Source organism: Mitsuokella jalaludinii, from assembly GCF_928722185.1.
Lineage (GTDB): Bacteria > Bacillota > Negativicutes > Selenomonadales > Selenomonadaceae > Mitsuokella > Mitsuokella jalaludinii.
Genome location: NZ_CAKMXA010000001.1, coordinates 160,365 through 172,337, shown reverse-complemented (window position 1 = coordinate 172,337; position 11,973 = coordinate 160,365). Strand labels below are relative to the sequence as shown.

The 11,973-nt window shown below is 58.9% G+C and carries 10 protein-coding genes and 5 tRNA genes; 2 read left to right on the top strand and 13 right to left on the bottom strand.

Annotated elements, in window-relative coordinates; all coding sequences use genetic code 11:
• The first annotated feature begins 204 nt into the window (after positions 1-204).
• Complete coding sequence (locus QDI87_RS00855) at positions 205-1,437, top strand: LL-diaminopimelate aminotransferase (RefSeq protein WP_036375371.1); 1,233 nt, start codon at positions 205-207, stop codon at positions 1,435-1,437.
• A gap of 331 nt (positions 1,438-1,768) precedes the next feature.
• On the opposite strand, the gene ftsY is transcribed toward QDI87_RS00855, so the two are convergent.
• The 13 genes from ftsY to QDI87_RS00790 form a co-directional block, all read right to left on the bottom strand.
• Positions 1,769-2,683, bottom strand: a complete 915-nt coding sequence (gene ftsY / locus QDI87_RS00850; protein ID WP_036375368.1) for a signal recognition particle-docking protein FtsY — start codon at positions 2,681-2,683, stop codon at positions 1,769-1,771.
• A gap of 56 nt (positions 2,684-2,739) precedes the next feature.
• The gene (gene smc, locus QDI87_RS00845; protein WP_036375365.1) at positions 2,740-6,309 is read right to left on the bottom strand and encodes a chromosome segregation protein SMC; all 3,570 of its coding nucleotides are present in this window, start codon (positions 6,307-6,309) and stop codon (positions 2,740-2,742) included.
• Positions 6,310-6,312: 3 nt separating this feature from the next.
• On the bottom strand, positions 6,313-7,230 hold the full coding sequence (locus tag QDI87_RS00840) for a LysR family transcriptional regulator (protein ID WP_036375361.1): 918 nt from the start codon (positions 7,228-7,230) through the stop codon (positions 6,313-6,315).
• Between the two features lie 74 nt (positions 7,231-7,304).
• Positions 7,305-8,222: a hypothetical protein gene (locus tag QDI87_RS00835; RefSeq protein ID WP_036375358.1), complete on the bottom strand. Its 918-nt coding sequence runs from the start codon at positions 8,220-8,222 to the stop codon at positions 7,305-7,307.
• 81 nt (positions 8,223-8,303) lie between these two features.
• Positions 8,304-8,377 (bottom strand) — tRNA-Cys (locus tag QDI87_RS00830).
• A 9-nt stretch (positions 8,378-8,386) separates the two neighbouring features.
• Positions 8,387-8,461: transfer RNA gene (locus QDI87_RS00825), tRNA-Gly, on the bottom strand.
• Positions 8,462-8,473: 12 nt separating this feature from the next.
• A tRNA-Cys gene (locus tag QDI87_RS00820) sits at positions 8,474-8,547 on the bottom strand.
• Between the two features lie 6 nt (positions 8,548-8,553).
• Positions 8,554-8,628 (bottom strand) — tRNA-Gly (locus QDI87_RS00815).
• 5 nt (positions 8,629-8,633) lie between these two features.
• Positions 8,634-8,710: transfer RNA gene (locus QDI87_RS00810), tRNA-Asp, on the bottom strand.
• A gap of 300 nt (positions 8,711-9,010) precedes the next feature.
• Positions 9,011-9,298 (bottom strand): hypothetical protein, encoded by a 288-nt coding sequence (locus QDI87_RS00805; protein ID WP_278741984.1) that lies wholly within the window; start codon positions 9,296-9,298, stop codon positions 9,011-9,013.
• Between the two features lies 1 nt (position 9,299).
• Positions 9,300-9,602, bottom strand: a complete 303-nt coding sequence (locus QDI87_RS00800) for a hypothetical protein (RefSeq protein ID WP_278741983.1) — start codon at positions 9,600-9,602, stop codon at positions 9,300-9,302.
• Positions 9,599-10,177 carry an N-acetylmuramoyl-L-alanine amidase family protein gene (locus QDI87_RS00795; protein WP_278741982.1) on the bottom strand — a complete coding sequence of 193 codons (579 nt, stop codon included), beginning with the start codon at positions 10,175-10,177 and terminating at the stop codon, positions 9,599-9,601. The genes QDI87_RS00800 and QDI87_RS00795 overlap by 4 nt, the downstream gene beginning before the upstream one ends.
• A gap of 10 nt (positions 10,178-10,187) precedes the next feature.
• On the bottom strand, positions 10,188-10,466 hold the full coding sequence (locus QDI87_RS00790) for a DUF2829 domain-containing protein (RefSeq protein WP_278741981.1): 279 nt from the start codon (positions 10,464-10,466) through the stop codon (positions 10,188-10,190).
• A gap of 144 nt (positions 10,467-10,610) precedes the next feature.
• Between QDI87_RS00790 and QDI87_RS00785 the strand changes: the two genes are divergently transcribed.
• Positions 10,611-11,903, top strand: coding sequence for an ISL3 family transposase (locus tag QDI87_RS00785; RefSeq protein ID WP_072003553.1), 1,293 nt, complete (start codon positions 10,611-10,613; stop codon positions 11,901-11,903).
• Positions 11,904-11,973: the final 70 nt, after the last annotated feature.

Genomic DNA, 11,973 nt, shown 5'->3' with positions numbered 1-11,973 from the left:
TTCATCACAAAGAGTCCCTTCTTCACAGAGCGGCAGAATCATTCATGCATAGAATCATCGTCATGCTCGAAATGAATCATGCGACAGCTCTGAGCAATATTTTCCGTTAAGAGCATTGATTTTATGTAGCCATATGCATAACGTTGTGGTATAATATGCTAAAAAGTTATATTGATAATAATTCTATGAGGAGGATTTCATTCTATGGCTACCATTAACGATAACTATCTGAAGCTGCCGGGCAGCTATCTCTTCGCGGAGATCGCGCGCCGTGTCGCCGCCTACAAGGAAGCGAACCCGGATGCCGACATCATCCGCCTCGGCATCGGCGATGTCACGCAGCCGCTGCCGCAGGTCTGCATCGAGGCCATGCACAAGGCGGTCGACGATCAGGCGAAGGCTGAGACGTTCCACGGCTACGGCCCGGAGCAGGGCTACTCGTTCCTGACGGAAGCCATCATCAAGAACAACTACACGGACCGCGGCATCGAGATCGCGCCGGACGAGATTTTCGTCAGCGACGGCTCCAAGAGCGACTGCGGCAACATCCAGGAGATCTTCGGCACGGCCAACAAGGTCGCCATCACGGACCCGGTATACCCGGTCTACCTCGACACGAATGTCATGGCTGGCCGCACGGGCACGCTGCAGGAGGACGGCCACTTCGAGGGCGTCGTCTACCTGCCCTGTACGGCCGAGAACAACTTCGCGCCGTCGCTGCCGACGGAAAAAGTCGACATGATCTACCTCTGCTGCCCGAACAACCCGACGGGCACGACGCTCTCGCGCGCCGAGCTGACGAAGTGGGTCAACTACGCCAAGGAAAATGACGCCGTCATCCTCTTCGATGCCGCTTATGCCGCCTACATCACGGAAGACGATGTACCGCGCTCCATCTACGAGATCCCGGGCGCCAAGGACGTCGCCATCGAGTTCCGCTCCTTCTCCAAGACGGCGGGCTTCACGGGCACGCGCTGCGGCTACACGATTGTCCCGAAGACGGTCACGGGCCGCGCAGCAGATGGCTCGCGCGTGCCGTTCAACAAGCTCTGGAACCGCCGTCACACGACGAAGTTCAACGGCACGGCCTACATCGTCCAGCGCGGCGCTGCGGCCATCTACACGGAAGAGGGCCAGAAGCAGGTCAAAGAACTCGTTTCCTATTATATGGAGAACGCCCGCATCATCCGCGAGGGCCTCAAGGCAGTCGGCATCAAGGCCTACGGCGGCGTCAATGCCCCGTACATCTGGCTCAAGACGCCGGACAACATGAGCTCGTGGGACTTCTTCGACAAGCTCCTGCACGAAGTCAACATCGTCGGCACGCCGGGCGCAGGCTTCGGTCCGTGCGGCGAGGGCTACTTCCGCCTCACGGCCTTCGGCAGCCGCGAGAACACGGAGCGCGCCGTCGCCCGCTTCGCCAAGCTGAAATTCTGATTGGCTTTCCCAAAATAGCAAATCAATCGAAAGATAGGCTAGCCATCAATTGGCTAGCCTATCTTTCACTCCCCAGTTTCCGCTCACTTATAGATAATAGTCCGTCATCGGCATGCAACTGAGGCGGGCTATTCTGCCCACGGATTTTCCGGCGTTGCTTCAAGCTTCCAGCCAGCTTCAGCCATCAAGCTGCTGCCGCCGACATCAGCTTTGCGGATGGGTGCGGAAGCTACTGATTCCCCTTCACCCAACCATCAGCCAAACAACAAAAAGCGAGGTCACATGCACAGCATGTGGCCTCGCTTTTTATCTCTGTGATGTTTCGTGGTTCTCAATTCCCGAAGAGCGCCTTGGCAAAATCCTCGGCGTTGAACGGGCGCAGGTCCTCGACGCCCTCGCCGACGCCGATCCACTTGACCGGCATGGAGAGCTGGCTCTTGATGCCGATGACGACGCCGCCCTTGGCCGTGCCGTCGAGCTTCGTCAGCACGACGCCCGTGATTGGTGCGGCCTTCGTGAAGAGTTCGGCCTGGCTGATGGCGTTCTGGCCCGTCGTCGCATCGAGGACGAGCAGTGTCTCATGCGGCGCGCCCGGGATCTCGCGGCCGATGACGCGGTTGATCTTCTCGAGCTCCTGCATGAGGTTCGACTTCGTCTGCAGACGGCCCGCCGTGTCGATGATCAGCATATCGACCTTGCGTGCGACGGCCGCCTTGACGGCGTCGAAGGCAACGGCCGCCGGATCAGAGCCCTCTTCGTGCTTGATGACGGGCACGCCCGTGCGCTGGCCCCAGACCTCGAGCTGGTCGATTGCCGCCGCGCGGAAGGTGTCGGCCGCGGCGAGCAGGACTGATTTGCCCTGCCCTTTGTAGTAAGCGGCCAGCTTGCCGATTGTCGTCGTCTTGCCCGCACCGTTGACGCCGATGACGAGCAGGACAGTCGGGCCGTTCTCAGCGATGCGCGTCGTGTCCTCGCCGGCTGTCAGAATCTTGACGATCTCGTTCTGCAGGAAGGGCTTGAGGTCCTCCGGCGTGTTGATCTCCTTCTTCTTGATGCCCTTGCGCACGGCCGTCATGAGCTTGTCTGTCGTCTTGACGCCGACATCCGCCATGATGAGCGTCTCCTCAAGCTCGTCGAGCAGGTCCTCGTCGATGTCGGCATAGCCGACGATGATCTTCTCGATCTTGTTGGTCAGGTTCTCGCGGGTCTTGTTGAGCCCCTTCTTGAGGCGGTCAAAAAATCCCATGATGATTCCTCCTATCTCTATGATCTATGATTCATGATTCCTGTTGACGGGCTGCCTCACTTCTCGAGGGAGGCAGTGTCGAGCTCATCGAGCCGCACGGACAGCAGCCGCGAGACGCCCGTCTCCTCGACGGTCACGCCGTACATCGTGTCGGCAACCTCCATCGTCCCCTTGCGGTGTGTGACGACGATGAACTGCGTCTGCTCCGCGAATTCCTGCAGGAAGCGGCCGAAGCGCATGACATTCGCCTCGTCGAGCGGCGCGTCGATCTCGTCGAGCACCGAGAAGGGCGACGGCCGGTAGCGCAGGAAGGCGAAGAGCAGTGCGATGACGGTCAGCGCGCGCTCGCCGCCCGAGAGCGCGGCGAGGCTCTGCCGCTTTTTCTGCGGCAGGGTCACGAGGATGTCGATGCCCGTGTGGAGCACATCGTGCTCATCGAGCATCTTGAGCTCTGCCTTGCCGCCGCCGAAGAGTCGCACGAAGATCTCGCCGAAATAGCGCTGGATGTCCGCAAACGCTTCTTTGAACTGCTTCGTCATGGCTTCATCCATCTCCGCGAGGATGCGCCCGAGGTTTTCCTTTGCCTCGATGAGGTCGGCCGACTGCTTCTTCATGAAGTCGTGACGCTTCTGCAGGTTCTCGTACTCCTCGACGGCATTGGGGTTGACCGGGCCGAGAGCGTCCATCTCTTTCTTCAGGGACTGCATGCGGCTGCGCAGGTCCTGCGGCTCGATATCGAGCGCCTCTTCCAGGGCGCGCTCCGGCGTCAGGCCGAATTCGCGCAGGATGGCCTGCTGGCTGTCCTGCAAGGCCATCTGGATCTTGGCGGCCAGCACGTCGAGCTGGTGGACCTCCTCCTGCTTGCGGCTGCGCCTGCGCGCAAGCTCGCGCCCCTTCGCCTCGAGCTCCTGGCCTGCGGCCATCTTCTCCATGCGCATGCCATAGAGCCCGCGCTGCGCCTTCTGCGCTGCATCGAAGGAATCCTGCCAGTCCTGCGAGGTATGCTCGAGCTCCTGCAGGCGCTTTTGGCTTTCCTCAGCGCGCGCCTCGAGCTGCTGCTCTTCCTGCTCGAGCTCCGCGAGCGACTGCTCGCCGCGCTGCTTCTCCTGGCGGTAGAGCGCCATCTGCTCGGCACTGCGCTTCCACTCCTGCTCGAGCACGGCGCGCTGCAGGGCTTCTTCCTGCATGCACTTGCCGAGCGCTGCGGCGTCCTGCTCGGCATCCTCGAGGTCAAGGCGGCTCTCCTCGGCCTCTTTCTTCGCCGCTTCGAGCGCGTCTGCCAATGCCTTGACCGAGCGCGCCTGCAGGACGCGCTTGTTCTGGTTCTCGGCAAAGGTCGCCTGGCGCTCGGCGTCAGCCGCGAGGAGTTCCTGCACGGACTGCTCCTGCGCAGCGAAGTTCTCCTGCAGCCGCTCAAGGCTCACGCGCAGTTCCGCGCGTTCGACGCTCTTCTGCTGCACGAGGGCAAGTGCGTCTGCCTGGCCCTTCTCCGCCACGGCTGCACGCGCGGCGGCTTTTCTGACGGCCTGTTTCCCATCATCGAGCTCCTGCTGGCAGGCGATGAGCTTCTCGCGCAGAGCCTCGATCTCGCCGCTGCGATTGAGGAAACTCGCCTCTTTGCGCGCGCGGCCGCCGCCCGACAGCGAACCGCCCGGCGCGAGGAATTCGCCCGTCAGCGTCACGATGCGCAGGCGGTAGTCCTGCTTCTTGGCGAGGGCGAGCGCGTGGTCGAGCGTGTCGACGACGAGGATGCGAGCGAGCAGGAAGTCGGCCGCCTTGCGGCAGGAATCGTCGATCTCGACGAGCTCATTGGCCCAGCCGATTGCGCCCTCGCCGTTCTCGGCCTCCTTCTCGCGCTCCTTCGGATACTGCACGGAGAGCGTCGAGAGCGGCAGGAAGGTCACGCGGCCGAGGTGCTTGCGCTTGAGGAAGGCGATGGCTGCCTTAGCCGTCTCCGTGTCCTGCGTCACGATGTTCTGCTGGTTGCCGCCCAGGGCGACCTCGATGGCCGTCATGTAGGGCTGCGGGATCGTCAGGAGCTCCGCGATAGCGCCAGAGATGCCCTCATGCCAGGGCTCCTGGCTCTGCAGCACGGCCTTCGGCGCCTTGCCGAATCCCTCGTACTCCTCCTGCATGTGCTGCAGGAAGTCGATCTTCTCGTGCAGACTGCTCGCGCGCTGCACGCGCTTCTCCTGCTGTTCGCGGAGAGCCGACTGCTTGGCCTGCGCCTGCTGCTGCGCATGGCGCGCAGCCTGCTGGGCTTTGACGGCCGCCTGGAGCTCGCTTTCCTTCTTGGCGAGCGCGGCCGTCATCTCCGACTGCTGCACGCGCAGGGTGGACTGCTTCCGCTGTGCCGCGGCAATGGCCGCCTGGCGCTCCGCCTGCCCCTCGCTGCCCGCTTCGATATCGCGGTCGAGGATGGCGAGCGCCTGCTTGGCCGCGGAGAGCTCTTCCTGCTTCGCCTCGCGCTGCTTGCCGGATGCTTCGGCAGCCTTCTTGCGCTCTGCGACGATGGCCGCAATCTTTGCCGCGCGCTCCTGCTGGCTCTTCTCCCTCGCCTCAGCCTCGCCTAGCTTCCTCTTCTTCTCAGCGGCTTCACCCGAGAGACGGCCGATCTCGCGGACCGACTGCACGAGGGCTTCCTGCAGCTCCGCGCGCCGCGACTGGATGCGCTCCCTCGCCGCACCGCTCTGGCCCTGGCGCTCCTCGAGCGTCGCAATCTCGCGGCTGGCAGCCTCAAGCTTCTGGCGCAGCTTCTCGCTCTCTTCCGCGCCGTCTTTCATGCGCTGCTCGAGCTCGAGGATCTCCTTCTGCAGAGCCTCGCGCGCTGCTCCCGCCTGCTTGGCCGCCGTCTCGAGCGCAAGCGCCTCGTCGCGGGCCTTCCCGAGCTTCTCCTCGTTGGCGGCTTTGCGCTCCGCTTCGCGCTTTGCGCTGCGCGCGAACTTCGTGAGCTGGCAGCGGCGGTACTCCTCGTGCAGGGCATTGTACTGGCGCGTCTTCTCCGCATGGCGCGCGAGCGGCTCGAGCTGCGTCTCGATCTCCTGCATGATGTCCTGCACGCGCAGCAGGTTGTTCTCGGTATCCGTGAGCTTCCTCACCGTCTCGCGCTTGCGGTCGCGGAACTTCGTGATGCCGGCCGTCTCCTCGAAGAAGGCGCGGCGATCCTCCGGACGGCTGTTGAGGATATCCTCCATGCGGTTCTGGCCGATGATGCTCATGCCGTCGTGGCCGATGCCCGTGTCGGCGAAGAGCTGGTAGATATCCTTGAGGCGGCAGCGCGAACGGTTGATGAAGTACTCGCTCTCGCCACTGCGGTAGAGGCGGCGCGTCACCGCCACCTCGCGGAAATCGACGGGCAGCGTGCCGTCGTTGTCGAAGATCAGCGAGACTTCCGCAATGTTGAGCGGGCGCCTCTGCGCCGAGCCCGCGAAGATGATGTCCTCCGAGCGCGTGCCGCGCAGGTTGCGGATGTTCTGCTCGCCGAGCACCCAGCGCACGGCATCCGTGATGTTGCTCTTGCCGCTGCCGTTGGGGCCGACAATCGCCGTGATGCCGTGGTCGAATTCTATCGTGATCTTATCGGCAAAGGACTTGAATCCATATGCCTCAAGGCGTTTTAGCTGCAATCGTCACACCTGCCTGTCTGCGGCACCCGGGTCCTGGAACTTGCCCGCCGCTACATACTGCTTCATGAACGTCAGAAAATCCTTGTCGAGCGAGGAGAATACCTTATGGCTGCTCCAGTAGAGCGCCGTGCGCGCCGTCAGGCGCGGCGTGAGCGGCCGCCTGACGAACGAGTGCTCCCCCTTGAGCACGAAGTCCGGCAGGATGGAAATGCCCGTGCCGTTGGCCACGAGCTGCTTGATCGTCTTGAGCTGCATCGTCGTCAGCATGACGTCCGGCGTGAAGCCTGCCTCGATGCAGCGCGCGAAGATGGCCCGGTACTGGTACGTGCGCGGCTGCTGCAGGATGAAGCGCTCGCGCCGCAGGCTCTCGAAGGCGACTTCTTCCTTCTCCGCGAGCGGATGGCCCTGCGGCAGGCAGAGGCTCATCGCATCGTGCATGATGAGCAACTCATTGGCAAAGGACGTTTCCGGCTTGCCGAAGATCACGCCGAAGTCGAGATCGCCGATCTCCACGTGCTCGCGCACTTCATCGGAGTCGCCGAATTCCTGCACATCGAGCAGCGTATTCGGGAACGCCTCGCGGAACTCCTTGAAGAACTCCGGGAAAAGATACGCCTCGAACATCGGCGGCACGCCGAAGTGGACCGTGCCCGCACTGCCGACGCAGAAGCGCATCATGTCCTGCTTCGCGATCTCTGCGTCCTGCATGATGCGCCGCGCGTGAATCAGGAAGGCGCGGCCCGCATCCGTCAGCGTGACGTGCTTCTGGCTCCGGTCGATCAGCGTGAGCCCGAGCTCCGCCTCGAGGGCCTTGATGGCCTTCGTGACGGAAGGCTGCGAGACGTGTAGCACCTTCGCCGTGCGCGTGAAGTTCTCCAGCTCACTGATCGTACAAAAATATTCCAACTGCCGAAATTCCATTGTGATTCCCCCATCTTTGCAGACGATCCTCTCCTTCTCCTCCATCCCGAAAAGTCTGTGGAGCGGAGAACGCCTCAGGCGCGCTGCACGAGTTCCTGCAAGCGCTGATTCACGAGGTCGATCCACTCGCCGTGGAAGCCGACTTCCGTCAAGAGCTCCTCGAGCGACTCGATGCGCGGCTGGTCGAGGAACATCCGCACGCGGCTCTTCTCGATGCTGCGGTAGATGTAGTAATCCTCGGGGATCATGCCCGGCTTCGGGAAGATGACCGTGTACTCGTGGTACATCTTGTCGTTCATGGACTCGTAGACGCCCGTCGAGCGAGCGGCATACGCCTGCCACGTGTCCGGCAGGGAGGCAAGCAAGGCAGTGACCTCGCCCTTGATGGCTGCGACCGTATCCCCGTAGGCGGCGAGCAGCGCTTCCTCGGCAGACGTGTCCTGCAGCATGACGGCGCAGATGAGGTCGCGGACGGCGTTGAAGTCGCCGAGGCCGTACTGGAGGAATTCATCGGCGCTCTCGATACCCACGAGCCACTTCTTCAACGCCTCTTCCATCGCGGCGCGCGCCTTCGCGACGACGAGCTCATCCTCGCCGTGGAGCTGCAGTGCGAGGTTGCAGACGCGCTGACCGGCCGCATCGTCGTGCAGGATCTCCTTCTCCGCACAGTCGCGGCAGTAGCCGATGGCCTCGTTCGTGAACGGCTGCCCTTCCGCGATTTCCTCCATGGTCGGGAAGCGCTTGCCGAGCTTCTCGTAGATTGCGCGCTGCTCTTTGAGCTTTCCCTTCGAGAAATACGTCAACGGGCGCTCCTGGTAATCGACATGCGTGACCTTGCCACAGCCCGCGCAATGGTATTCCTTGTCCACGAGCTTGACCGCGATGTCGCGCTCCGGGCGCGGCTTGAAGAACTCGTAGGGAACAGTCTCCACGAAGGAATAATTGAAGATGTTGAGCAGATTGTCCGTAATGCGGGATGGTTCATTGGCCATGCAGTGACACTCCTATCTTGATACATGAATATGACATAAACAAAAAGCCTGGAAGGAAACCTTCCAGGCTGCATTTCATCTTGGAGGCGACACCCAGAATCGAACTGGGGATAAAGGTTTTGCAGACCTCGGCCTTACCACTTGGCTATGTCGCCAAAATAAAATGGAGCGGAAAACGAGGCTCGAACTCGCGACCCCCACCTTGGCAAGGTGGTGCTCTACCACTGAGCTATTTCCGCATGATATGAAATTGGAGGCGACACCCAGAATCGAACTGGGGATAGAGGTTTTGCAGACCTCGGCCTTACCACTTGGCTATGTCGCCGGAAAATGGAGCGGAAAACGAGGCTCGAACTCGCGACCCCCACCTTGGCAAGGTGGTGCTCTACCACTGAGCTATTTCCGCATGAATGGCGACCCGAATGGGACTTGAACCCATGACCTCCGCCGTGACAGGGCGGCATTCTAACCAACTAAACTACCGGGCCGTTCTTCTTTTGTGCCGCTGTGTTTCAGCGACATGTATTATTATACGGACGATGCCGCACATTGTCAACACCTTTTTGAAAAAAAGTTTTGGACGGGGAAAATCCCCGCCCATCCCTTTCGTTCTGCCCAAAAGTCACTCCGCCGAGTCGTCCTTCTCCTCGTTGAGGTCATTGTGCACCTCCGAGAATTGCATAGACCTTTGCAGACCTTATTTTATGGTGCAAATGCGTCCCGTCTATCCATATTATACACGAAAATCATAGGCCTGTAACATTTTCAGTACGATTTTAGTACGTTTGTCAGGCCGCCTCCGTCTGCGATACCGTCTTACTGAGTACGAGCTTGACGACGTAGACGCCCCCCTGCATGACAAGCGGCAGCACCACGCCGTCGCGAATCTTGCACCAGCCGGACTCTGACTTGGACTGCTCTTTCGTGGAATCGCAGAAGCTGTCCACCGCATTCTCAATCACGGGCACGACCTCGCTCAGCAGTGTAGATGTCACATGCTGCTTGACGTCTTCTGTCACGTCATCTACATGCAGCGCATTGACTACATTATCCCTCACATCTGTCCATTTCGACATATCAATCATCCTTTCTTTCATCGTCTCGGAAACAACAAAAAGTATACCAGAGCGCCATCATATGCCGCCCGCATCGAGTTTGATGCCCGTCCCAGCGCACAGCACGCGTCAATCCGTACTTGTGTACGCGCAGGACTTCGCCTTCGTCGGGCGACTGCCCCATCCACTCGTGGCGCTTATCCGTCAGCCAGCGGCCAAAAGCAGGTATGTCTTCGATCTTGATGAGACCTCGCCATTCTCCGCGGGCCGCTGAGCGCTCCATCTTCTCGCGCTCTTTTCGCGGAGCCTGCCTGACTCGACTCATGCGAGCGTCTGCTCGTAGTCTGTTACGCCGCGGGCAATCGCGCGGGCAAAGTCGTCCTGGCGGGTCGTGAGAAGTTCCTCATCTCTCTCATTGCTGATGAAGCCAAGCTCGACGAGCACGGCCGGCATCCCCGTATATTTAAGCACGAACAGTTCCGGATTCGCTTTCACGCCGCGGTCTACGCTGTTGAGCGCATCGACAATCTGGTCCTGTATACACGTTGCGAGCTTTTCGCCCTCGCCGCCATCCAGAGCATACGCAAAAGTCTCGGTACCACAAGCATCTTCCGCCTCGGCGCTATTGCAATGGATACTGACAAAAATGTCAGCGTCCCAGTCATTGGCCGTCTCTGTGACCGTAGGGCCCTGCCGATCTGCGTAGCGGCTACGCCCGATACTTGTCGGTGCAAGATTGTCGCTCTGCATCAGCTCGCACGTACAGCCAGCCGCCTCGAGATAATGCTTGACGAGTGCGCCGACGTGAGCTGCAACCTCGCACTCGCGCAGGCCCGTGCGCGGGCTGACTGCGCCGCTGTCGTAGTCGAGATCATGTCCAGGATTGATAAATACCTTCATTATACCCACCTCATTCTACGATCTGCCAGTCTTCTGCGAGCATGTCCGCCTGGGAAGCCAGCCAGCCAAACTGCACCCCGGACGTGCCGACAAATGCGATGGCGTGGTTGCCGATGGCATCATGCTCTGCATTGACTACATCGCCGCGCGTATTTTTATAGCTGATGCACGTAGCGAGTTCAATATACTGCCTCTTTCCGTTCCAGCCAGCTCGAGAACATTTACGCCCGAGCTTCATCGCTTCGATGGCTTCGCCAAAAGACAATCCTACCTTTTTTTCATAAGTCATTTCAATTCATCCTTTCCTATTTTTCCGGCACTCCATCAGAATGTGTGGGGAACTAACTCTTCCCATCCCTTATGACCATTGAAAAAGCATACATTTTCCTGTACGATATTTTCGGCTAAAAAACACATCGTACGGGGGAAATGTATGCTCACCAAAAAGATACTCAAATCAATCCTAAATGTCAAGCATACCGCTATAGATGACATGAAAATTTTGCCAGATGGAACAATTGTCATCAAGGCACATCCTACCAAAGACGAACAATGCCGTTGCGGCATATGTGGCAGAAAATCTGTCCACTATGACAATGGCCGCGGTGGCACCCGTTCTTGGCGGGCTTGCGACTGGAATACCCACAAAGTCTATATTGTAGCAGATATACATCGTGTCATGTGCCCCAAACATGGGGTCGTTACGGCATCTGTTCCTTGGGCAAGGCATAAGTCCCGTTTTACAAAGGAATTTGAGGAGCTGGCCACTTGGCTCTCCTTGTCCTGCACGAAAACCGCTGTTGCCTCTTTGCTCAGGATTTCTTGGAATACCATCGGCTCTATCATTAGCAGGATGCGGGCTGAACTTGATGCAAATCCAGCCGCACACTTCGTGGGACTTGTCCGCATAGGCGTTGACGAAACCAGCTACAAGAAGGGACACAAGTACATAACGGTGGTCATCAATCATGACACAGGTAAGGTTATCTGGGCTCATGAAGGACATGGCAAGACCATTTTCACCAAGTTCTTCAAGCTGCTGAGCAAAGAACAACTGGCCAATATACAGCTTGTATCTGGTGATGGTGCCAAATGGATTCAGGCATGCATCAACGATTTTTGTCCGGTAGCCAAGCGATGCATTGACCCGTTCCACGTTGTACAGTGGGCTACTGAAGCCCTTGACGAGGTGCGTCGTTTAGCATGGCGTGATGCCTTGAGGAATCCAGCAGATAAGACTCCGAAGAAACGCGGTCGTCCCAAGAAAGATACCACAGCCAAAGACTTGAAAGGCTCTCGGTTTGCTCTGGGAAAGGCTCCGGAGCATCTCACCAAGAAACAGCAAGCTCAGCTTGAATTCATTGCCAAGGCTGACAAGCGGCTGTATCGTGCCTATCTGCTAAAAGAGAAACTCCGTCTTGTTTTCCAGTGCGAGAATGTCGCTATCGCCAAGAAAGAACTGGACGGATGGATTAAATGGGCTCAGCACTGTCGCATCAATGTGTTTGTCGAGCTCCAACGGAAAATACGCCGTCACTACGATGCCATACTGGCAACAATGGAGCATCATCTGTCCAACGCCGTACTGGAGGCGACCAATCGGAAAATCAAGCTATCCGTTTACATGGCCTACGGATTTCGTAATATAGACAACATGATTGATATGATTATGCTCCGCTGCTCCGACATTGATGTAAGGTTACCATGGGATTATGAAGCTACTTAGCAGGCTGGGAATTTCTCCACACAAACTGATGATGCCTCATTTTTCCTACGGATTCCTATCTTTTCCTACA